The sequence below is a fragment of the Pseudomonas sp. BLCC-B112 genome (genome assembly GCF_028550695.1).
Lineage (GTDB): Bacteria > Pseudomonadota > Gammaproteobacteria > Pseudomonadales > Pseudomonadaceae > Aquipseudomonas > Aquipseudomonas danubii.
Map to the genome: position 1 here is coordinate 931,256 of NZ_JAQQGK010000001.1, position 21,317 is coordinate 952,572.

Sequence of the window (21,317 nt, forward strand, 5' to 3'; positions counted from 1 at the left end):
TGGTGGCATCTCAAACGGCCACTTTTCGAGGTGAGGTATAGGCGAAAATTTGCCAGTGGCTTTAGCCCGAGATGAGGTGGTAACTAGGCCTCTTACACAAGGAAATTTGTGGTTATGACGTGCATTAACTTGCCCAGTGATCAGCAAGCTGCAATCAGCGAGGTTGATGAGGCAGTGCTTCGGTCGGCGGTACGCAAGTGCCTTGATGAGGAGCGCATAGGGCCGATTCATGGCCTCGGTCTCAATAACTGTGGGCCCTATGTGGGTACCAAGCTCCATGGGTTCCAGCAAGCGATCACTGAGTACAGCAAGGCCAAGGCCCATGCCAAGCGCGAACGCATTCGGCAGGATGCGCTGTATGCCGGCAATGACCTCATTCACGCTTTGCAGCAGATGAAAGGGAGGCTCGAAACTGAGCGTAAAGAAGGTGAGCTGTTTTTCATTGACGATCAGATCAGGCCGCCTTTCCATCCCAGCAAGCGACTATCTGTGCAAGTGTCGTTTCGCTGGCGAGCATCGCCATCTACGGACTGGAAGCACGGGTATGTGACTTTCGTCTACGATTTCTCGCCTCAGCCCAGCTACACCTTGCCGCTGCCCAAGCGTAAACCCAGCGCCGCCCAGGCGGCGAGGGATCTTGAAGACAGTCTGTACCGAGAGTGGGAGCGCTTGAAGGCTCAGGCGCTCTTCTCTATGAGGGAGTTCTTCCGCGATGGTGGTGACGGTGATGATGTGCCTGAAGTGTTCGCGGTAAGGCCTAGTCCTTACGGTGGGGGCTTGAATAATTTCAGCTGCAATTTTTGGCAGCCCGAGAGGCCGGCCTCCTAAATTCGGGGAGCCATCAGCTTCGGTAACTGTGGTTGGTGCAAGCGATCGCCCGTACACCACGTATGCGCGAACCTCCCCCTGTCTTGCGAAGCGCACGTCATCACGGACTGAGGTCGGTCAGGGGCTAGAAAGGTTGGAAACCCAGGCCCCAGCTAACATCTGTTGCATACCCCCCACCTTGTGCAAGACATGCAGTAGCAGGTGCCAGCTCTGGAGTGGTCGACAACCGGATGCTTTTTTAGCGTGAGAAGCCTCGACTGTCTGTCTATAATCCGCGCATGTTGAATCCGACCGAAATCCGCCCAATCCTCAAGCAATGGGTCGCGAAAGCGATGTCCCACGAAGAGGGTGACGTCTTCATTGAGGAGCTGTGCTTCATCGATAAGGCCAGGCGCGCCGATCTCGTTCACGCCAATGGAAAGCTAACAGCTTTCGAAATCAAATCTCATGCTGACACCCTGGCGCGCTGGGAGGGTCAGCAGCAGGCCTATATGGCGTGCTTTGATGAAGTCTGGCTATGCTGCCATTCAAAGCACTTGGTGAAGGCTCTTGAGTCTTGTCTTCCGCATGTTGGGGTACTCGTCGTCGATGACTATTCCGGCATGGCGATGATTCGAAAGGCGAAGCCCAACAAGCTCCAGGATAAATTTCACCTTACGGGATTCTTGTGGCGTAGCGAGTTGGACGCACTCGCGAACCAGAATGGGGTGCCAACGAAAAGTCGCGACCTCATAAAAGAGGTGCGTCGCCAGCTATGCGACGCCCTCCCCATGAGTGTGATCAGATCACATGTACTAGCAAGCTTGAAGCAACGCTATCGCTTGCTAGAGTAAGTCGTCGGCATCAAAGTCATCGAAACTGTTATCCGTAGCTATGATGGACTCGATCATGGCGCAGATATGCTGATTGATCCTGTACCCATTCCATGTGCCGTTGTTCCCGTAACCTGTAGATGTGGCGACAATTCTGCTGTACTCACGAGTAGCCCAGCAAAAGTCATCACCGTGGTAACCCGGCAGCCCTCTGATTTCTTGGGCGATTTCAATGTATCGCACAAATTCCTTATCCGAACCTTTGCGTCGTTGCCACCATTCCGTCGGCGTGTAATAGCAGGCAAAAGGAAGCACAGGCATGCCTCGTATGTATTCCATCGAGGCGGTTGGATTGGTGGCAGCATAATCCCCGTAGACAATATCCGACTCTATGCCACTGGTATCGACCCTTGCTTGCCACGCAACGTCGTAACAGGCGGAGGAACGTGAGGTGTTTGAGGCCGGCTTATCGATAGGGAAGGAGGTGCTGATCAGAACCAGATTCCGTATCTGATAGCTGTTGAGTTGACGCAGGGATACGTTGAAATCCGAACCTGAGGCAGTGTTGGCTGGAGCGGTGGCACCGAAGTCCAAAATTACCGTCGCGGCGTCCGGGCGTTCAAGAGCATCCAGGATTGATAGTAATCTGCTCCACGAAGTCGCAGTGGGGTTTTCCGGGCAAGTAACCCTGATAGCTATATGTGGGAAATCGCCTTGCAGAGCGAGTGCACTTTGAATGACTGCTCGCTGGGGATCATCATCAACCCAGGAAACCACTGGTATTGCGTTCTGGTTGATGCCTGCCACATCTGAGAAGAATCGACGTTTGTTCTCAAACGCACCATGAGGATTGTGCAGGTCATTAGTAGTAATGAATTCTTCACCAACATCCTTCGTTATTCTTGAAACGTCTAGGAAAAAAGGATGCTCAGTCCAATTCGCTAGGAATGTTTGTAGGTGTCTGTCGTCGTCACCTCGCATGTCCAACAGCGGAGCTACGACGTTCCGCCTGTGGTCTTCCAGATTTATCAGCGCCTTAACGTCATTCTGACCAACTCGTAAACAAGCCACGTACTGCATCTTGCACTCCTTGCATGCTGTGAAAAAACGGCTTAGCCATACTGCTGAGTGCACAGCGAGTTAAAGCCTGGTGGTCAGCAAGCGTCGATATCCAGGACATATCGGCGCGTCGCACAGCCACTGGCCTTTGTCATGCTCCCAGCGAGACGGCAGGTCGAGATCGGTACGATAGCATTTGGCCACTCAATAAAGGCCTTATGCGTTGCTTTTGGGAAACGCGTTGTTTTTTTAGGATATGGGGTTCGCCTATGTCCGATCAGTTGGTGGACTACTCATAGTGGAGTTCACCAAACAGTCCGATCATGAGGTCGCCATCCAGGATCTCGAAAGGGAGGGTGACGTACTGGTCAGGATGCCGAGGCAGCGCCTTTCCATCGTGTGGTGCATTTTTCGTGTGCCCTTGAACCTTTTCTCCGCTCTCCTTGATATAGGGAAGCATGACGATCCGACCATGGTTCTTGGATAGAATCGTTCCCTCGTGCCACTGGGTGTTTCCTTCATCACTGTTGGACTCGCCCCCCGTATTTGTTCACTACCCACCGTGGTACTCCGTCGTCCTCATACCAGAACACGAAGCCACCGCAGACCAGTACTTTTTGGCCGCGCATCTTCGCCTCGGCGAGCATTTGCTTGACGCTCGCTAACTGCAGCAGCTGGTTGGCTCGGGGGAGTAAGAGTGCGCGTATCTGCGCTTTGGTTCTTCCCCAGTGATCGGCTCCCGAAAGACCAGACTCTTTGGTTGTCACTTCGCGCAAACAGATCTGCGAGCGTTTGGGGGACAAGGCTCCGATCTGTTCCCATGTCTGGTCTTTGATGCGGCCAAGGCAGATGTTGAATCTCGGTATGGCAACTATCTCTAGATAAGGCGCACGCTCAAGCTACTGGTAGAGGGGTTGTCGTAAGCTTTCCATCGTATTTGGCTTCCATTGGAAACCAAGCACGCGGCTAGTCATGCCAATGTGTTTGAACCGTTGAACGTGGGATTCCGAGCTCCCTGGCCGCTTCCGATTGATTCCTGCCCTCAGCTTTAAGCCGACGAATCTCAGCAACGGCTTGATGATCCCTGGGTTTTCCGCGAGGCCTTTTTACGATCGCACCGTCTGAAATCTCGCTCTGCATCAGATCGATACCACCAGCAGCACGAAAAGCCTCGATCTGACTCGCCGTTGATCCAATCACCTGCTCCGGCTCGACACCTCGCTGAAGGCTGTCACAGAGAACCACGAAGGTTGGAAGATCGAATCCTAGCGTCTGCGCTACAGATGCGAGCTTATCTAGCGTCACGCCAGTGCTGGCTCGTTCGAGCTCTCCAATCGTTCTACGAGCAGCATGGTCAGACAGGTGGGCATAGCCTGCACCGTGCACATGACGTAGCGCTCGAAGCACGGCGGCAACTTCATTTTTCAGCGACATAAGTGCCCAAAAAGGCAGGATATGGCCACGTTTATGCGTGCCAAATAAACTACGTATATTGTAATTATCTGGCTACTCGCCTTAAGATTGCTGGCAGCACCATTACGGGGTTGCTGTGCGATGGGCTTGGCGCCCAGCCCAAGCTGCACGTTGCGCGCATCCGTATAAAAGGTCATCAATAAACGAGTAAACCGACCATGAGAACAGATGAAAGCCCTCGTTCTGTCCGACCTACATCTTGAGTTCGAACCTATCCAGCTGTCCTTGGTCGATGTCGATCTTGTCATCCTGGCCGGGGACATCCACAAAGGCGCCCGAGGGGTACATTGGGCGAGTGAAGTGTTCTCGATCCCTGTGCTGTACGTTCCCGGCAACCATGAATTTTATGGGGGCCACATCCACCGCACTCTCGAAAAAATGCGGGCAGCGTCAGCCAACCATGCAAATGTGCATGTGCTCGATCAAGATCAAGTCATTATTGCAGGCGTCCGATTTCTTGGTGCGACTAGCTGGACTGATTACACCGCTTCCGGAGACCTGGCGCGAGCAATGTCAGTCGCTAGGGAGTCGATGAATGACTTCAAGCTCATCCTTGCAGATGCTCATTATAGGAAGCTACGTCCCGACGATCTCTTGACACGCAGCCGGCTTGCTCGTGAATGGCTGTCCGAGCAATTGGCGGCATCTTTCAAAGGGAAGACGGTGGTCATCAGTCATCACTGCCCGATTTCACAAGTCGCAGGGCACGAGAACAGCGATAGCCATCTGAGCGCGAGCTACACGAACAACTGGCACTCGTTAGTCGACCAAAGTGATTTTTGGATTTTTGGCCACACGCATCATTCAGTTGACGTCACGCTCGGTCGCTGCCGGCTCATTTCAAATCCTAGAGGTTACCCAGATGAGCAGACCGGTTTTGACTGCTTGAAAATCATTGAATTTTGACTTGGCGCTGGAGATGACGACGTGTCTGCTTTTGAGGTTTTTCCCAGCTTGTCGACGCAGCTTGAAGCTGCTCAGGCGATTGATTGGGGTGTGCTTGTTGACGGATATCTCACTGATGCTGCGGTCGTCGGAGACGTGTACGCAGCGTCACTCTATTTTGATCACTCTCGGCGAATCCCGGACGGCACGACTGTGGTAACTCCACCGGTAAGATCGATTCATCAACATGGCGGCTTTACCCTCCTGCGCAGCCTTTGCAGAAAAGACCATTACGTTGTCGTCACCGAGTTCGGTGGGGCTGTTTGAATGAGACATCGTAAGTCCGAGAGTAATGTTTATTGACTTGTTAGCTACGGCGAGACTGACAGGAACGCGCCGCTCTGCATATTAAGGAAAGTGCATGTCTGATCTCAGGAAAATGACCGTCATCGTAAAAAACTGCAATCTTCAAGCCGCTGGTGATCTTGACGCGCTTTATAATCGAGTCAGGCTCGAAGATGAGAGCGGCAAGACGTTCTATCTCAAAGAAGTGGTAATGCTTAGATACCTGGAACGTCACGGGGCGATGGTCGAGAACAAACCTAGAACTTGGTACTATAAGAGCTTGTCGAAGAAAGCCATTGTCTTGATAGCAATCGAAAAGCCGGGCGGAAAAGTCGAGTATGATCTTGATGATATGCGACTAGTTGTAAAGTCCAGTGTTCTTAAAGGCATCGTTTTCGGATTAGGATCGATACCAGGGGGGATTATTGTTGCTACAGCAACTTTTGGTATCGGATTGATACTGATTCCGATGGGAATTTGGTACGGCTATAGGAACGTCTTCAAGATTCCATCCATGCTGCGCCGCAAGACGCTCGTCAGTGACCTCGCTGCTCACGGCGTTGTTGTTAGATAGCTGAGTCGGGATCCTGGCTTCCTTCGACCATTATCGCCAGAAGGCTGAAGAATGAATGAGTTCAAGGTTGTCGGACGATGCGCCTTTCTCCCTGTCGGTTGCTGGAGCGCGAGCTTTCGTTGCTACCTTGCGCGATACGAGCACGTTCTGTCGATTGCACTCAAGGTGTTCGGAAGTCGAAAGAGAGCGCTACGTTGGATTGGAAGAAGTATGGTCGGGCTGGGCGATCAGGCTCCCTGTCGGCTGCTGTGCACACCTATGGGATACACAAATATCCATGACGAGCTCATGCGTCTTAATCACGGCATATGTGTCTAAGCCTGTCGCTTTCTATCGAGTGAGGGGATGACGGAGCGTCCAGATCTGCTAGCGTTCGCAGCTCGCTGCCGTGCTCTCGCCGACTGATGCTGTATCGGCTATTGCTCAGGGACGGCTGCCCACGCCTTTGATGAACATGCTCCAGGGCGAGACGCTGCTCAACGATGCTTCTGGCCTGGTGACGTTTAAGTTTGCCCTGGCGGCAGCATTTACCGGGGTGTTCTCACTCACCGATGCGAGCCTGACATTCTTTCTTGTTTCTCTGGGTGGTCTGGCAGTCGGCGTGGCCTTAAGCTAGCTGCTTGGGCGTCTGCGCATGTGGATGATCACACGTGGATGGGATGATCCGGCGACTCATGTGGTGTTTATGCTTCTGCTGCCGTTCGCCGCATATGTCCTGGCGGAGCGCCTTGGCGTCTCTGGCATCCTCTCGGCGGTGGCCGCTGGCATGATGCTGAGCTGGCTTATGCCCCCCAAAAAACTACTAGTGGTGAGCGAGTGAGTGTGTGGGTTCGACGCTGCGGACGAATAGTTGTGGATACTTTTCAAACCAAGCTCACCACCGGCTGGCACTGAGCTGAAAAATGTGAAGCCAGGCAGCCCCGCATTCCTCACGTAGACTGATGTGAGTTGTGTATCTGTGAGCTCGCTCTCTAGATGGGCATATCAATCTCATACCAATCAGCAGCTTGAGATTTTTCGAATGTCCGTTTTTTCGCTAGATCGATGGACAGCCCTGCTGCCTCCACAACGCTGGCATTCCCCAACCCCTCGTCCTACCAGACCCCCGACGCTTCCTGGCAGGCCCAAAGCCGCCTGATCGGTCTCCCCAGTACAGCGCAATGACGATAGTATTGTGCCATTACCTAGGGACACCCGGATGCCCAGCCACCCTCGCCGAGAGAGGGACTAGGACGGTAGGAGAATGGCATGGATCAGCTACGCCACAGAAACGCACACAGAAGACATCCCGAAGCGGTTATTTGGGAGGATTCGTCATGCCTGCGAATTGACGAGCAATCGCTTGAAAGTCCGGTAGCAGTGCAGCCCAGCAATCCCTACAGATACCTATACGAACAATATTTGCATAATCAAGGTACTCATGATGAGTGAGCAGGAGCAAGAACTGAAGCAGGATCAGAAGCAGGAATACGCTTATCATCCAGCTGATCTAATCGAATACGCGATGGACAAACCCATTGGCGCAGCCCGCGCGGCGTTGGCAATTGGACTGGAAGACGCTGACGTTGACCCTGAAGTCGTTATTGCCGAACTGATGGGGAACATGGAGCTGAATCAGCGGCTTTTGAAAAAGCTCGCGGGCGCCTTGCGAAAGAATCCAAATAAAATCATTGGTGAGATGCCAGATCGTATCCAGGCTCTCCAAGTGGAACGCGGCCTCGGATTATGATGTGGGCTCATTGCAGTTCAGCAAGCAAAGCACATTGTCGCAGAGGTGTAGCTAATGTCTTTTGGTGAACATACTATTAAGCTCCCTCCACTCCCGGAATTCGAGCTAACGGCACTGGATGTTGAGAAAGGTGAGCCAGTTCATCCTTTAGATCGCTTGCAGATCATGTCTGCGGATACTTGGGAAGTCTTTACGCTGGAGTTCGTTTCTTACCTGGGTAAAGACTACGAGTCAGTCACTCGCTGTGCTGGTGCGGGAGACAAGGGGCGCGATGTCATCGCCCGTCACGCAGCCGGATGGGACAATTACCAATGTAAACACTATAAAGATAAGTTGAGCGTTGCAAATGTAGTGGCAGAGCTGGGTAAGCTGGTTTATTACACTTGGAAAAAAGACTATACCCTGCCGCGCGAGTATCGCTTCGTGTCACCGAAAGGCTGTAGTTCTGATTGTATTGATATGCTGGCCAAGAAGTCCCGTATCAAGACTGAGATCATCAAGCGCTGGGATAAGGTCTGTAAGGACAAGATTACGAAGACAGAGTCGATTCCTCTTGAGGGAGCTCTGTTGACTTACCTCAATACCCTCGACTTTTCGTTTGTTGATGAGTTGTCTTCACAGGAATTGATTGAGAAGCACGCACGTACACCCTATCACACAACCCGATTCGGGGTTTATCACCTAAAGCGACCGCAGGTTCGTAAGCCCGAGCCTGGTGCAGTTGGTGATAACGAGAAAGTCTACATTGATGCACTATTAGACGCGTTCTCTGATGCTGATGGGGCAGAGTACTCATTTGATAGCGTCATGGAAACTGAGTACAAGGACGATCTTGAGAGAGCTAGGATTAACTTTTTTAGCGCAGAGTCGCTAGAGATTTTTTCACGCGATGCGTTTCCTGCAGGGTGCTATGAAAGCCTCAAAGGTGAGTGTCACGAAGGTGTTCACAGTGTTGTGCGTAAAAAATACGATGATGGGTATCAGCGGTTTTTAGAGGTTAGTACTCATTGCGTGAAAATCCCATATGATGCCCATCCACTTCGTCATTTTTTGCAGACATCCGATAGGAAGGGTCTGTGCCATCAGTTGGTGAATGATCTGAAGTTTAAATGGATCAAGAAATAGATGATTAACTCAAAGGATTTGTATAACAGCCCTGTGGAAATTGGAGCGCGCCTTGTTCTCTTGCTTGCCGGTCTTGCTCGGGAGTTTGACTTGGATGAGCTTATCTTCCTTGACTATGCGTCGATTTACAGCAGCGACTTTCAGGGGGAGCCAAGCCTGCACCCAGTCCTGCTAAATCGACTCGCTGAACTGGTTCGTAGGAGAGAGATATTCCCTGGTGCGATTAAATTGTTTATCGCTAAGGGCTTGATGACTTCTCGTGTTGATGAGCAGGGCGTTCGATATCTAATTACTGACGCAGGCAGGCTGTTTGCCGCCAAGTTGACCACTGAGTATCACGCAGATTTCAGGCGGCGTGTTGCATGGGTTGAGGGCAATATTGACTACCTGGCCGTTCAGCGTCGAGCAATTTATAAAGTTGACAGGGTGGTCTGATGTATATTGAAAGTGTGGTTGTGAGTGGCCCTGAGTTGATGGATGCTGCTGTTTTTTTCACGAAAGGCGCAAATGTTGTCCAGGGTGGTTCTAATACTGGCAAATCATATATCGTTCAGTGCATCAAGTTTGCCCTGGGTTCTAATAAGCCGCCGAAGACAATTGATGAGTCTCTTGGGTATACCTCAGTCAAGGTGAAGTTCGTGAATGATGATGAGACATCATTTGCGATCGAGAGGACGCTTTCTCCTAGCTCTAAGCCTACCTTTTATGATGAGGAAGGGAAAGTTCAGGTTTTGGGGGTGAAGCATAATCCAACGAAAATGAACTCTATCTCGAACCAACTTCTGGATAGGTTAGGGCTTAATGGAAAGCTTTTGCTTAAAGGCACCGCTTCCTTGAATAGCGCCTCGTTCTCGCTTCGCGATTTCGAGAAGGTTTTCTTGATGGATGAAACACGAATTGTTGCTGACTACTCTCCTCTGGGTACAGGCCAGAATGGTGAGGGCCCTAAAGAAAAATCCATCCTGAAACTCTTGCTTACTGGTGAGGACGACGCTGGAGTTAAGCAGGCTAAAAAGGAACTGGCGTCGAAGGGGGCGCTGAGGCATAAGGTCGCTGCTGTTGAAGAGATCATCAAGAAGTTCTATCCGGGGGACGACGCCCTTGAAGATCTGGAACTTCAGAGGCTTAGTTATTTTTCTACCCAAGTCGCACTTCGGCTGGAGGTGGCTGAAGATGAACTGAAGGGCGCGTTCCATTCGAGTGAAGACTTGTTCACCCAGAAAGCCCACCATATCGCCGAGCTAGAGGCAGTTGAAGGAAAAATTGCTGAAGATAAGGCCCTCTTTGGTCGATTTGACATGCTTGGTCAGAAGTACGAATCAGACCGCCAGCGGCTACAGGGTATTGAGCAGGCAGCAGTCCTGCTTGATGATTCAGATGCGGTGCTTTGTCCAACCTGTGGTAATCATTTTGACTCTGAGTCATGCACGACCGATGTGGATGATATCAAGAAAGGTGTTTCCTTCGAGTTGGAGCGAATCTCGAAGAACCTCTGTGAGCTTGGAGAGGCCCAGGAATCCCTGGCGGCAGCGATTGAGCGGAATACCTCCACCGCTGAGGCTAGTAAATCGTCCATCTCCGCGCTGGAGAAACTGATCACTTCGGAGATCCAGGACTCGGTGCAGGCAGTGAGCGACCTAAAGGAACTGGGCTCATGCCTCAAACAAGATCATTCGGCGCTGGCTAAGCACATCGCGAATAAGGCCAACCTAAGAGGGGAGTTGAAAAAGCTAGGTGTTCTGCTTCTTGAGGAGCAAAACACATACACCCCTGAAAGCTTCGAGGACTCTGCCAAGCCCCTGGTGAAAGAGATTCAGGCAATCTTGGAGCGCTGGAGCTTCCCGAATCACTCACCTGTAGAATTTGATTTCAAAGAACGGGATATCACCATTGGTGGCAGTGCGAGAGGCAATTTCGGCAAGGGGTATCGCGCTATCGCTTCCTCTGCGTTTGCTTTGGGGCTGATGAATCTGCTGAAACTTTCAGGGCGCCACCCTGGCTTTGTAGTGCTTGACTCGCCACTGACCACGTACAAGGAGGGCGATCCTGAGCCAGAGGAAGATGATAAGGAAATAGCTGCGGACGTAATTTATGCGTTCTATCAGGATATTGCCGATAACTTTAAGGATTCTCAAGTTATTATATTTGAGAACAAGGAGCCTGATATGGCGCTCATCCCTCAGATAAATTATCAGCATTTTACGAAAAGCAAAAAGATTGGGAGATATGGCTTCTTCCCACTAAGAGGCTGATTTAATTGTGTAGTGTTGTCGATCACTCGTTACATGGCGCGGTGATCGATTCTCTATCGTCTGGTTTTCGGTTGCGGGTAATATCGAGGTCTAATAGCCGGAGGGGATAATCTCATCCCGGCCTTCAGAATCGAGAATGTCTTTGCAACAAAGTTCACAGCTCGTGGTTAAATTGCGGTTTAGCTAGCAGGCAGCAAGCGCGAGGGGCTGATGGGCAAGGATCACGAGGTGGGGGTGGCCGAGGTTGACACGGACGCCAAAGGCAATGAGCCGGCTGTAATGGCTCCGCCTGCGAACGCGAATGAGCAGGTTCAAGCCATTGCCGAGCACTGGCGCGGAGCCTGGAGCGATCTCAGTCGCACGGATGCCTTTGTTGCGCAAGGCCCGAGCTTTGTCCTGTGGCGGTATGAAAAAGACGGCTTCGAGAGTCCCGGTACCTTTTTCCCTTCCGAGGCGATTGACCAGACTATCCCGCACGCCGGGATGCGCGAAGCGATGCGGCAAGCTCTGGCTGAGACCGACCACGAGCGCCACCTAGTGGCCGTCATCGTTTTGAAAGGGGACGTTGGTGCTGCGATGTCGGTGATTCCAAAGACGGCTGTCTGCAAAGAACAGGCTTGGTTTGAAATGACCAAAATCCGGAAGTCATCCGTTTCGGACAAGGTCTGGATCCCGCTGCGTGCTGATTACATGCTGACGTCTGAGGGGGAGTATGGCTATGAAGGCTATCTTGAAGAATACTTCGGCGTTGGGTCGGTCATGTTTGACCTCCAACATCGCGATGAAATAAGCAAACTGGGCTGGGGCGACATTGGTGGGAACACCTTTGCCGGCGGTGAGGAAACACATCGGGCATGGCCCAATGAGAATGGACACGACACGTCGCAAGATTCGAGTCCAACCCACACCGAGCAGGGGACATCGGTCGCAAGCTTCCGTGTGCCATTTACAGACCTGAACTTGTCCCTACGCACTCGCCCAACCAAATCTGCCGCCCCTCCCGAACCAGTGGCTCCAGCAGAGCCTACCTTTGTCACAACCTACTATTGGGCAGGCGACTGGGCCAGTCATCATTCTGATGCGGTAGGCACTGGACTGATTATCGAGCAGAACTTCGATGGTGCGGCGCCGAATGAGTGGCACCTGCATCAGGATTTCGTGATCTCACTGGGCCTGCAGCGCGAAGGCGACATTTGGTTGCGGCCAGTCGAGGGCTTCCTGGAGGTCGTAAGGCTCAAGCGTGACGAGCAGGGTAAGCCTGTGCTTCTGGAGGCGCGCACTGAGCACCTCCGTGATTATTTGAAAGCTCGGGGCATGTACCTGCTGCTTACCAGTTACCGAAACCGCTCACAGATCGTGTCTGATGCGTCCTATATTGACTGGGCTTCAGGATTCGTCCAGGAGGAAAAGGATGGAAGGGAGTGGGAAGGGATCAATTCTGAAATTCATGAGGGCGGGAAGCCGTATGGCTCCTCAACGGGAGTTTTCCATGTCTCGCGCACAGACGTTGATGCTGATGACGACGTGCCGAAGCTCGGTTTACCCGACGACGATTCTGTCGTGTCCAAATCCTGGTCGATCCAGCATGAGGGGAGAAAACTCCACTCTCTGAGTGGTTCGCTTTCGATGACTGAGGTTGTTGAGCCTGGGCGTGTGAGCGAACGAGTTAAGGGCGAAGCGTCGCTGACCAAGGTGGACTTCGCGATTAATGCCTCTGGCGAGCGTATCAGCGGGGATGAGCTTGAATCCACAGGTGGTTGGCTGTGGTTTCGCCCGAATGTCACAACCTTGCTCGGTAGTTACCGAGGCTCTTATCTTCGATGGTATACCCGGGACACTGGCGCTATTGGGATTTCAATCGGAGACAGCGTCCATTTCGGCTTGAATTCTCTCGGGTTGCTCAACGTATATGCCAAGGACATTGGCCGGCTTCCACCTTGGCAGCAGCGTGTATGGGCCGGTGCGAACATGGTTCCCGAGGGCGGGGTGTCAGAGGAGCTGTTGGCGTCTCAGGCTAAAGCTTCCCCTGCTGATACGAAAGCGCCTGAGGCGAGGCTGCGGCCGGCATACGACGAGCTCAACGCTACATTTGAGAAGGTCAGCGGCAAGCCACTGTTCTCTCCGCACCATGCGACTGACGACATTTTCAAGCGTGTTCACCGGTTCCGGGCTTTGGAGAACACTGGGGTACTTGAGCTTGCTAAGGATTTAGCGAGGCTGACAGTGGAGTCGCTTGATGGAGCTGCGTTGACTGTCATGGGGGCACAACCTGGGAAAACGAAATCGGGGTCTGTGAAGCATGTGGAAGCCGGTCTGATGACGCGGGAAGCGACATTAGAGGAAGCAAGGGCGCTGACCAAGGTGCTGGTGGGGATCAACCAGTTGAGGCAGGCCGACGCGCATTTACCGTCTTCAGGATTTGCTGACGCGTTTGATCTGGTCGGTGTTGATCAGCAGGCCGATCCAGTGGCGCAAGGGCGCCAGATGCTTGAATTGTTGGTCGACTCTCTGCTCGGGATGACGAAGGTCTTTGCCAGCCAGCCGTCAAAGCCAAGCAACTAAAGTCTGAGAGGCTGGCCGGGAGGGCGCTGAAGCAAAAAACTTAGCTGGTGCGACCACTCCACAGGCGCGTCAGATTGCTACAGAGCGGGTTCGTTGGATGCATGCCCCGGCAGGGTATCTGTCCATCAAGTGAAGGGCGTACTCTTTGACACGAAGGAGACGAAAGTCGATTACCACGGGAGTCCCGGGCGCTGCCGTCTCAATGATTTCTAGCTCTGGTGAACGATTTCAAACTGCAGGAGGGCGGCTTGGGCGATGTGCTGGATCAGAAGGGGAGAGCAGTCTTCAAGCCCGGAACTCTCGATGCGCTGGGGAAGGTGCTGAAGCTGCTCTGATGCTGGTAAAGATGTAGGTGTAGATGTGAGCAAGAACCGGCGAGTACGAACTCGCCGGCTTGTTCACCCTCAGGCGGTCTTACGTACAGGCTGGGCAGCTTTGCTTGCCCGAGCCGTCACATCGTTCGCAGGCGCCCTCATCTTCATCCCGCCCTTCACCGCTGCCGTGACACAGCCGACAGGTAATCTCCTCTGACCCGCCACAGGTCATGCAGTCGTCTTCAGAGAGTTGGCCTGTTCCGTGGCAAGGAACGCACAGAACCGAACCCTGGCCGCCACAATGACCACAGTCTTGCGCGTCGACAGCGCCTTCACCCTCGCAACGGTTGCACTCACGCAGCTTTTCAGCATCCGGATCGTACCAGTTGCCGTCACCACCGCAGTCTGGGCACGTAACCATCCCACGACCTCCTTGGCAGGCAAAGCAGCTGGTGTAACCATCTTCACAGTGGGGGCAAGCAATCAGTTTGGCCATGTTATTTGCCCCCCCTTGTTGAACTGCTGTGCGTCGTGAAGTTGAGCGGCTTCGGCGGCCAGACGGTGACCCGAGACGGAACCAAAACGCGTTGCGTTCAGAAAGCAATCACGGGCATGCTCGTACTGATGTGTCCTCATCCCGATATCGCCTAGCGCAAGGAAGGCGCGTTTGCGTACCTCATCGTTCTCAGGGTTGTTCGCCGCACGCTTATACCAGTGAATGGCTTGATCGATGTCCTTGGGTACGGAGAAGGTCGCTGGGCGACTGTCTTCGTAGATATTGCCCATTATCAGTTGGGCTACAGCAAACCCGTGATCTGCTGCCTGCTGGTAAAGCGCTACCGCCTCGTCCAGGTCTTGCTGCACGTGCTGACCTTGCTCGAAGAGGTCGGCGAGCCAGAACATGGCTCTGGGGAGTCCGTCCGCAATCGCTTCGCGCAGCAACTCCTCGGGGGTAGCGTGTAGGGAGAAAGCCTGAGGATCGTTCAAGTACAGTTCAACCATCTCGACTGTAGCGTCAGGGTATCCACGCATAGAGGCTTGCCCGTAAAGCTTGAAGGCCTTTTGGATGTTCTGCTCGATGCGTCCGGCTCCTTGGTGGTGCATCTGGGCCAGCTTGAAGGCCGACATCGCGCATTTTCGCTTATCGCCCTTGCGCAGGTACTGCTCAGCCTTGTCCCAGCGCTCTTTTCGCAGGTAGTAAATGCCAAGCTCAGCAGCTGCGTCGGAGTGCTTGCTCTCGAAGGCCTTCAGCATCCAGGTCAGGCCTTCTTCCTCGGTGTGTCCGAAGTACTTGCCCGCTGAGCAGTAGAGCAGGCCCAACTGCATTTTGGCATCGGAGTAATCCTGGAGGGCACAGGCAAGTAGGTTGTGCTCGACGTCCTGCAGGAGACTCTCTTGAAGCGCGCCGGGCTCGCCAAGCTTGATGCCAGCCATGACTCCAGCCAGCAAATAAGCCGCGCTGTCAGTCGCGAGCTCAAAGCGTTGCCGCGCGGCCTCTATCAAGTCGTCCAGCGATGTGTTGAACCGCTCAAGGCAGTAGGCGTTGACGTCTGTACCTGCAAGTCGCAGCTCTCGGACAGGCTGGCCGTTGGGGAGCAGCAGGAAGTCAGGGTTGAAAACGCGATTTTGGTCGTGCTGCGCTTCTTTTTCACGAAGCCAGCGAGGGATACGGGGGGTAGGGGTATGGGTCATGATTGCACCTGATTTTAGACAATAGTTAAGCAGAGCCCTGCCGCTTGGTGGCTGTGCTGATTTACATCACTAATTGTCTGGCCAGTGCATCATGGAAACGGGCGCGGCTCAGATCCCGTGTCGCGTGGCCTACACGACGCTTCTAGCATAGGGATCTTTGCGGTCATGTCAATACCCGGAAAGAATCACGGATTCGGAAACCGGGTCGGTTGTGAGCCTGCACCACCTTCCCCTGATTAACCTATGAGTCCTCGCCACCAGGCCGCCGTGCTTCGAGGGTCTTGCGCCAGTACGCGAGGCGACCACTCTTGGGCGCCTCACCGTGACGGTAATTTCTCCCGCGTTCATCACCTCTGAGCAGTGGTTGATCTGGTCAAAGGCGGCGCTGTTGTAGGTGCAGAGTGCTGAGGGAGCCTCAAACGGGTGGGCGTAGTCAGCTATCGGTTTGGATCAGCGGGGCGTGTGATCGAGACCTGCCGGGGGGGGGGAGTTAGTAAGATAGTAGTATTAGCGATAGTACTCGTACTATCTAGAGGGCTATGCCATATAGGGCTTTGAGATTAAATAGTAGTAGATATGAGGTGCTTGGATCGAGTTCTTGAACGACTCGCTCATCAAGCGCCAGGTCGGGATGGAGACGATGGTCTTGTCGAAGTTCTGCACCTTGACCGTGTGCAGGGTGATGTCCACCACATCGCCGTCGGCGCCCACCTGGGGCATCTCGATCCAGTCGCCGACCCGCAGCATGTCGTTGCTGGTCAACTGCACGCTGGCGACGAAGGACAGCAGGGTGTCCTTGTAGACCAACAGGATCACCGCCGACATGGCGCCCAGACCGGACAGCAGCAACAGCGGCGAGCGGTCGATCAGGGTGGCGACGATGATGATTGCGCCAAACACGTACAGCACCATCTTCGCCAGTTGCACGTAGCCCTTGATCGAGCGGGTGCGGGCGTGTTCGGTGCGCGCGTAGATGTCCAGCAGGGCGTTGAGCAGGGCGCTCAGGGCCAGGAGCTGGAACAGGATGGTGAAGGCCATGGCCAGGTTGCCGAGGAACAGCAGGCTGGTCTTGCTCAGCTCCGGCACCAGGTGCAGGCCGAACTGGATCACCAGGGACGGGGTCATTTGCGCCAGGCGGTGGAACACCTTGTTGTGGCGCAGATCATTGAGCCAGTGCAGGGACGGCTGGCGGCCCAGCAGCCTGACGGCGTGCAGGATCAGGTAGCGGGCCACTCGTCCGAGCACCAGAGCGATCACCAGTAACAGGGCCAGGCCGATGCCGGCGTGCAGGAGAGGGTGTTGATCGAGGGCTCCCCAGAGGTCCTGGGTATTGAGCCAGAGCTGTTTGAAATCCATGGGCTAAAACGATTCTTCTATGAGGCACAAGGGCAGGATTAGAGCATTTAACCCTGGGAAAGTTACGGTTAAGGACAAATCGGCTAACAAAAAACCAACTCTTTGCCACCGTTTGCACAAAGAAACTCGGCCTGCGCGCTCGAAACCGTTACCCTATGCAGCTGTTTTTTTGCATATCTTCGAGGTAGCACCCGTGTTTTCCCAATTCGCCCTGCACGAACGCCTGCTCAAAGCCGTGGCCGAGCTTAAATTTGTCGAGCCGACGCCGGTGCAAGCAGCGGCTATTCCGCTCGCGCTGCAAGGGCGTGACCTGCGGGTGACGGCACAGACCGGCAGCGGCAAGACCGCGGCCTTTGTCCTGCCAATCCTTAATCGTCTGATCGGCCCAGCGAAGATCCGCGTCAGCATCAAGACCCTGATCCTGTTGCCGACCCGGGAACTGGCCCAGCAGACCCTCAAGGAAGTCGAGCGTTTCTCCCAGTTCACCTTCATCAAGTCCGGCCTGATCACCGGCGGTGAAGACTTCAAGGTTCAGGCCGCCATGCTGCGCAAGGTGCCGGACATCCTCATCGGCACCCCGGGGCGCATGCTGGAGCAACTCAACGCCGGCAACCTCGACCTCAAGGAAGTCGAAGTGCTGGTGCTCGACGAAGCCGACCGCATGCTCGACATGGGCTTTGCCGAAGACGTGCAGCGCCTGGTGGACGAATGCCCGAACCGCCAGCAGACCATGCTGTTCTCCGCTACCACCGGCGGCTCCGGCCTGCGCGAGATGGTCGCCAAGGTCCTCAACAACCCTGAGCACCTGCAACTCAACAGTGTCAGCCAGCTGAACGAAACCACCCGTCAGCAGATCATCACCGCCGACCACAACCAGCACAAAGAACAGATCGTCAACTGGCTGCTGGCCAACGAGACCTATCAGAAGGCCATCGTCTTCACCAACACCCGGGCCATGGCCGACCGCATCTACGGCCGCCTGGTGGCGCAGGATTACAAGGCTTTCGTCCTGCACGGCGAGAAGGACCAGAAGGACCGCAAGCTGGCCATCGATCGCCTGAAGCAGGGCGGGGTCAAGATCCTGGTGGCCACCGACGTCGCCGCCCGTGGCCTGGACGTTGATGGCCTGGACCTGGTGATCAACTTCGACATGCCGCGCAGCGGCGACGAATACGTGCACCGCATCGGTCGTACTGGCCGTGCTGGCAACGATGGCCTGGCCATCTCGCTGATCTGCCACGGTGACTGGAACCTGATGTCGAGCATCGAGCGCTACCTCAAGCAGAGCTTCGAGCGCCGCACCATCAAGGAAGTCAAAGGCACCTACAGCGGCCCGAAAAAGGTCAAGGCGTCCGGCAAGGCCGTTGGCGTGAAGAAGAAAAAGACCGACGCCAAGGGCGACAAGAAAAAGTCCGTGGCCAAGGCCCCGACCAAGCGCAAGACCGCCAACCGGCCGAAAAGCGACAGCCTGGTCAGCCAGGACGGTCTGGCGCCGCTCAAGCGCCGCAAGCCACAGGCGCCGGCAGCTGAATAAGCCAGCGGCCAGCGGTAAACGAAAAACCCGGACCTGGTCCGGGTTTTTTTTGGCTGGCTTTCAGAGCTACTCCGGGCCTCGATGGCTCAACTGGCCTTGGGTTTCTCCACATGCCCTGGCTGGGCCTGCAGATCGATCCCCAAGGCATGAATGACCTTCAAGACGGTGTCGAATCGCGGTTTTGAGCCCGGGGCAAAAGCCTTGTACAGGCTTTCCCGGCCCATCCCGGCATCCCGGGCAATCTGGGACATACCCCGAGCTTTGGCTACGTAGCCGATGGCTCGAAGAAACTCCTCGGTATCACCGTCGGCCAGCACTTGTGACAGGTACTCTGCGATGGCCTGGTCGCTGTCCAGCAACTCGGCCATGTCGAAGTGGGTCAATATCTGGGTCATGTTGAAAGGTCCTTTGCCAATATCTTTGCCCGGCGAATGTCCGCGTCTTGAGAGGATTTGTCCCCGCCTGCCAGCAACACAATGATCACGCCGCCACGCTGGGTGAAGTACAGCCGATACCCGGGACCCACGTCCACGCGCAGTTCCGAAATACCTTCTCCCACGGATTTCACATCCCCCAGATTGCCTGTTGCAGCGCGATCGATGCGGCGGGCAATGGAGATTTTTGCGCGCAAGTCCTTCAGTGATGAGTGCCATCTGGCAAAGGACTGGGTTTGTTGGATGAGATATTTCATGCAGCAAACGTATCCATTTGGATACGTTTTAGCAAGAGGGGTAGCACGGACTCGACTCGGGCTTTTTCTCGGTGTGGGCCAGTTCCTTGGGTTGCTGGTCGATCAACAGCCCGCTGCCAAGAAAACTTTCCTGAAGATTCAGAAGCATCTGATGTGTCGCTTGCCGGGCTCTATCTAGTATCGGCACCCGCTCCAGTGCCCGGATTATGCGGGGATACGCAGTTTGTCGGGGTGTTCAGCGCTTATTTGACGTCAAGATGGTGGCACATTAATATCGCGCACCCTGTCTTGACCCTTGCTGCCCGTTCGAAGGACCGAATATGTCTATCCCCACCCTCGGGATGAGGTTGTGCCGTGCCTTGTCCTGCCTGCTGCTGACAGTCCCGCTGTCCATGGCGATTGCCGCCCCCTTGCCCGCACCGACCTTCAACCCCGGTGACCAGGACTTGATCCGCGACCGGCAGAACCGCCTGCTGGAAGAACAGCAGCGGCGTCTCGAAGAACTCAAGGACCTGCCCGGCAAGAGCGCCGCGCCTGTAGCGCCCAGCGCGCCTGCCGACAGTCGCTGCTTCCCGATTCAAGACATCCAGCTCAAAGGCGCCGATTCGCTGTCCGTCAGCGAACGCGAGAGCCTGCTCAAGCCCTATATCGGCCAGTGCCTGGGGGTGGCCCAGCTCAACGAGCTGCTCAAGGTCATCACCAACCGCTACATCGAGAAGGGCCTGGTCACCAGCCGCGCCTATCTGCCGCAACAGGACCTGTCCAGCGGCCACCTGCAGGTGCTGGTGGTAGAGGGCAAGCTCGAAGGGCTCAAGGCCGCCGAGGGCAGCAAGTTCACAGCCCGCGAACTGAACATGGCCTTTCCCGGCAGCAGCGGTGAGCTGCTCAACTTGCGGCAGATCGAACAGATGGTGGACCAGCTCAACCGCCTGCCGTCGAACCAGGCGCAGATGGAACTGGCCCCGGGGCAGGCCGTGGGCGGCAGTGAAGTCCTGGTCAAGAACAACCCGCAAAAGCCCTGGCGCGTCGGTCTGTCGCGCAGCAACGAGGGCCAGAAGAGCACCGGCGAGCAGCAGTGGGGCAGCTCTTTCGAATGGGACAGCCCTCTGGGATTGGCCGACCAACTGGTGTTGCGCGGCGGCCACGACGCCGTCAGCGACCACCAGAAAACCTCGCGCAACGCCATGCTCTACTACAACCTGCCGTTTGGCTGGTGGAACCTCAGCTACAGCTACAGCCAGAGCGAATACCGCTCCCTGGCCCAGGCCGTGGGCTTCAACTTCAAGCAGACCGGCGACAGCCAGAACCATCAACTGCGCCTTGAGCGAGTGATCCACCGCGATGCCGTGAGCAAGACCTCGCTGAACAGCGGCCTGAGCTACCTGCGCACCAACAACTACATCGAAGACAGCAAGCTGAGTAACAGCAGCAACCGCCTCAGCGAAGCCCAGTTCGGCATCAACCACGGCCGGCGTATCGGCAGTGCCTTCCTCAACCTCGACCTGGGGCTGCAGGACGGTATTGGCGCCTTCGATGCCCAGCGCGAAAACCAGCGCGACAAATACGGCAATCGCCAGGCCAACGCCCGCTACCGCAAGTACACCGCCACCGCCAGCTACCTGCAGCCGTTCAAGCTGTGGGACGAGTCCCTGGTGTTCAGCAGCCTGGTCACCGGCCAGCGCAGCGAGGATGTGCTGTTCAGCTCGCAACGCATGAGCCTGGGCAGCCAGTCCTCGATCCGTGGCTACAAGGACCAGAGCCTCAATGGCGACAGCGGCTACTACTGGCGCAACGACCTGCGCTGGAGTCGCCCGGTGACCTGGGACTGGCTGCGCCCGGTGTTCGCCGAGTACGGCACGGGGCTGGGCTATGACCTCGGCGCGATCCGCAACGACCGCTACAACGCCGAGCAGCATGGCCGGGTCTCCAGCGACTCCATCGAGTTCTTTGCCCGCGGCAAGAACCTCGCCGCCAGCGTGACCTTTGCCCACTCCCTCGAACGGCCCGAAGCCCTGAGTGAAGGCGAAGCCCCGATCTATTTCCGTCTGGACCTGTTCCTTTAATTCCGCTCTTTACCCGAGATACA

18 protein-coding genes and 2 pseudogenes are annotated in these 21,317 nt (G+C 55.0%); 14 read left to right on the top strand and 6 right to left on the bottom strand.

Going from position 1 to position 21,317, the window contains the following annotated elements; translation table 11 throughout:
• The first annotated feature begins 114 nt into the window (after positions 1 to 114).
• Together PQT43_RS04350 and PQT43_RS04355 are read left to right on the top strand one after the other, a co-directional pair.
• Positions 115 to 828 carry a hypothetical protein gene (locus PQT43_RS04350; protein ID WP_110651974.1) on the top strand — a complete coding sequence of 238 codons (714 nt, stop codon included), beginning with the start codon at positions 115 to 117 and terminating at the stop codon, positions 826 to 828.
• Between the two features lie 278 nt (positions 829 to 1,106).
• Complete coding sequence (locus PQT43_RS04355) at positions 1,107 to 1,661, top strand: sce7726 family protein (protein ID WP_110651975.1); 555 nt, start codon at positions 1,107 to 1,109, stop codon at positions 1,659 to 1,661.
• On the opposite strand, the gene PQT43_RS04360 is transcribed toward PQT43_RS04355, so the two are convergent.
• Both PQT43_RS04360 and PQT43_RS04365 read right to left on the bottom strand, forming a co-directional pair.
• Positions 1,653 to 2,720 (bottom strand): beta family protein, encoded by a 1,068-nt coding sequence (locus PQT43_RS04360; RefSeq protein ID WP_110651976.1) that lies wholly within the window; start codon positions 2,718 to 2,720, stop codon positions 1,653 to 1,655. The genes PQT43_RS04355 and PQT43_RS04360 overlap by 9 nt on opposite strands.
• Before the next feature lie 945 nt (positions 2,721 to 3,665).
• Positions 3,666 to 4,133, bottom strand: coding sequence for a Cro/Cl family transcriptional regulator (locus PQT43_RS04365; RefSeq protein ID WP_110651977.1), 468 nt, complete (start codon positions 4,131 to 4,133; stop codon positions 3,666 to 3,668).
• 207 nt (positions 4,134 to 4,340) lie between these two features.
• On the opposite strand from PQT43_RS04365, the gene PQT43_RS04370 reads away from it, so the two are divergent.
• The 10 genes and pseudogenes from PQT43_RS04370 to PQT43_RS04410 all read left to right on the top strand — a co-directional run bounded on the left by PQT43_RS04370 (position 4,341) and on the right by PQT43_RS04410 (position 13,644).
• Complete coding sequence (locus tag PQT43_RS04370; protein ID WP_103289704.1) at positions 4,341 to 5,078, top strand: metallophosphoesterase; 738 nt, start codon at positions 4,341 to 4,343, stop codon at positions 5,076 to 5,078.
• A gap of 21 nt (positions 5,079 to 5,099) precedes the next feature.
• Positions 5,100 to 5,384 (top strand): hypothetical protein, encoded by a 285-nt coding sequence (locus tag PQT43_RS04375; protein ID WP_110651978.1) that lies wholly within the window; start codon positions 5,100 to 5,102, stop codon positions 5,382 to 5,384.
• Between the two features lie 94 nt (positions 5,385 to 5,478).
• Positions 5,479 to 5,976: a hypothetical protein gene (locus tag PQT43_RS04380; RefSeq protein ID WP_110651979.1), complete on the top strand. Its 498-nt coding sequence runs from the start codon at positions 5,479 to 5,481 to the stop codon at positions 5,974 to 5,976.
• A gap of 51 nt (positions 5,977 to 6,027) precedes the next feature.
• A complete protein-coding gene (locus tag PQT43_RS31295; RefSeq protein ID WP_110651980.1) occupies positions 6,028 to 6,294 on the top strand; it encodes an antitoxin Xre/MbcA/ParS toxin-binding domain-containing protein in 267 nt (88 codons plus the stop codon).
• A gap of 61 nt (positions 6,295 to 6,355) precedes the next feature.
• Positions 6,356 to 6,796 (top strand): annotated as a pseudogene (locus PQT43_RS04385) (cation:proton antiporter domain-containing protein); the annotation flags it as partial.
• Between the two features lie 603 nt (positions 6,797 to 7,399).
• Entirely contained in the window at positions 7,400 to 7,705 is a 306-nt protein-coding gene (locus PQT43_RS04390; RefSeq protein WP_110652006.1) for a hypothetical protein, read from the top strand.
• Positions 7,706 to 7,759: 54 nt separating this feature from the next.
• The gene (locus PQT43_RS04395; protein ID WP_110651981.1) at positions 7,760 to 8,830 is read left to right on the top strand and encodes an ABC-three component system protein; all 1,071 of its coding nucleotides are present in this window, start codon (positions 7,760 to 7,762) and stop codon (positions 8,828 to 8,830) included.
• The gene (locus PQT43_RS04400; protein WP_110651982.1) at positions 8,831 to 9,265 is read left to right on the top strand and encodes an ABC-three component system middle component 2; all 435 of its coding nucleotides are present in this window, start codon (positions 8,831 to 8,833) and stop codon (positions 9,263 to 9,265) included.
• Entirely contained in the window at positions 9,265 to 11,082 is a 1,818-nt protein-coding gene (locus PQT43_RS04405; RefSeq protein WP_110651983.1) for a hypothetical protein, read from the top strand. Before PQT43_RS04400 ends, PQT43_RS04405 begins: the two co-directional genes overlap by 1 nt.
• A gap of 210 nt (positions 11,083 to 11,292) precedes the next feature.
• Positions 11,293 to 13,644 carry a hypothetical protein gene (locus tag PQT43_RS04410; protein WP_110651984.1) on the top strand — a complete coding sequence of 784 codons (2,352 nt, stop codon included), beginning with the start codon at positions 11,293 to 11,295 and terminating at the stop codon, positions 13,642 to 13,644.
• A 797-nt stretch (positions 13,645 to 14,441) separates the two neighbouring features.
• Here PQT43_RS04410 and PQT43_RS04415 read toward each other — a convergent pair.
• On the bottom strand, positions 14,442 to 15,650 hold the full coding sequence (locus PQT43_RS04415; protein ID WP_110651986.1) for a tetratricopeptide repeat protein: 1,209 nt from the start codon (positions 15,648 to 15,650) through the stop codon (positions 14,442 to 14,444).
• Between the two features lie 594 nt (positions 15,651 to 16,244).
• A pseudogene (locus PQT43_RS04420) lies at positions 16,245 to 17,006 on the bottom strand (mechanosensitive ion channel family protein); the annotation flags it as partial.
• A gap of 193 nt (positions 17,007 to 17,199) precedes the next feature.
• On the opposite strand from PQT43_RS04420, the gene PQT43_RS04425 reads away from it, so the two are divergent.
• Positions 17,200 to 18,540, top strand: a complete 1,341-nt coding sequence (locus PQT43_RS04425; RefSeq protein WP_042941946.1) for a DEAD/DEAH box helicase — start codon at positions 17,200 to 17,202, stop codon at positions 18,538 to 18,540.
• A gap of 86 nt (positions 18,541 to 18,626) precedes the next feature.
• Here the strand turns inward: PQT43_RS04425 and PQT43_RS04430 are convergent, their stop codons facing one another.
• Both PQT43_RS04430 and PQT43_RS04435 read right to left on the bottom strand, forming a co-directional pair.
• On the bottom strand, positions 18,627 to 18,935 hold the full coding sequence (locus tag PQT43_RS04430) for an addiction module antidote protein (RefSeq protein ID WP_103741196.1): 309 nt from the start codon (positions 18,933 to 18,935) through the stop codon (positions 18,627 to 18,629).
• Positions 18,932 to 19,231 carry a type II toxin-antitoxin system RelE/ParE family toxin gene (locus tag PQT43_RS04435; RefSeq protein ID WP_123393354.1) on the bottom strand — a complete coding sequence of 100 codons (300 nt, stop codon included), beginning with the start codon at positions 19,229 to 19,231 and terminating at the stop codon, positions 18,932 to 18,934. Before PQT43_RS04435 ends, PQT43_RS04430 begins: the two co-directional genes overlap by 4 nt.
• 320 nt (positions 19,232 to 19,551) lie before the next feature.
• On the opposite strand from PQT43_RS04435, the gene PQT43_RS04440 reads away from it, so the two are divergent.
• Positions 19,552 to 21,294 carry a ShlB/FhaC/HecB family hemolysin secretion/activation protein gene (locus PQT43_RS04440; RefSeq protein ID WP_272753542.1) on the top strand — a complete coding sequence of 581 codons (1,743 nt, stop codon included), beginning with the start codon at positions 19,552 to 19,554 and terminating at the stop codon, positions 21,292 to 21,294.
• The last annotated feature ends 23 nt before the right edge of the window (positions 21,295 to 21,317 follow it).

Bases quoted from the DNA above. Each gene is read 5' to 3' on its own strand.
- PQT43_RS04350 (WP_110651974.1), top strand. From the start codon at position 115: ATGACGTGCATTAACTTGCCCAGTGATCAGCAAGCTGCAATCAGCGAG.
- PQT43_RS04355 (WP_110651975.1), top strand. From the start codon at position 1,107: ATGTTGAATCCGACCGAAATCCGCCCAATCCTCAAGCAATGGGTCGCG.
- PQT43_RS04360 (WP_110651976.1), bottom strand. From the start codon at position 2,720: ATGCAGTACGTGGCTTGTTTACGAGTTGGTCAGAATGACGTTAAGGCG.
- PQT43_RS04365 (WP_110651977.1), bottom strand. From the start codon at position 4,133: ATGTCGCTGAAAAATGAAGTTGCCGCCGTGCTTCGAGCGCTACGTCAT.
- PQT43_RS04370 (WP_103289704.1), top strand. From the start codon at position 4,341: ATGAAAGCCCTCGTTCTGTCCGACCTACATCTTGAGTTCGAACCTATC.
- PQT43_RS04380 (WP_110651979.1), top strand. From the start codon at position 5,479: ATGTCTGATCTCAGGAAAATGACCGTCATCGTAAAAAACTGCAATCTT.
- PQT43_RS31295 (WP_110651980.1), top strand. From the start codon at position 6,028: ATGAATGAGTTCAAGGTTGTCGGACGATGCGCCTTTCTCCCTGTCGGT.
- PQT43_RS04390 (WP_110652006.1), top strand. From the start codon at position 7,400: ATGAGTGAGCAGGAGCAAGAACTGAAGCAGGATCAGAAGCAGGAATAC.
- PQT43_RS04395 (WP_110651981.1), top strand. From the start codon at position 7,760: ATGTCTTTTGGTGAACATACTATTAAGCTCCCTCCACTCCCGGAATTC.
- PQT43_RS04400 (WP_110651982.1), top strand. From the start codon at position 8,831: ATGATTAACTCAAAGGATTTGTATAACAGCCCTGTGGAAATTGGAGCG.
- PQT43_RS04405 (WP_110651983.1), top strand. From the start codon at position 9,265: ATGTATATTGAAAGTGTGGTTGTGAGTGGCCCTGAGTTGATGGATGCT.
- PQT43_RS04410 (WP_110651984.1), top strand. From the start codon at position 11,293: ATGGGCAAGGATCACGAGGTGGGGGTGGCCGAGGTTGACACGGACGCC.
- PQT43_RS04415 (WP_110651986.1), bottom strand. From the start codon at position 15,650: ATGACCCATACCCCTACCCCCCGTATCCCTCGCTGGCTTCGTGAAAAA.
- PQT43_RS04430 (WP_103741196.1), bottom strand. From the start codon at position 18,935: ATGACCCAGATATTGACCCACTTCGACATGGCCGAGTTGCTGGACAGC.
- PQT43_RS04435 (WP_123393354.1), bottom strand. From the start codon at position 19,231: ATGAAATATCTCATCCAACAAACCCAGTCCTTTGCCAGATGGCACTCA.
- PQT43_RS04440 (WP_272753542.1), top strand. From the start codon at position 19,552: ATGTCTATCCCCACCCTCGGGATGAGGTTGTGCCGTGCCTTGTCCTGC.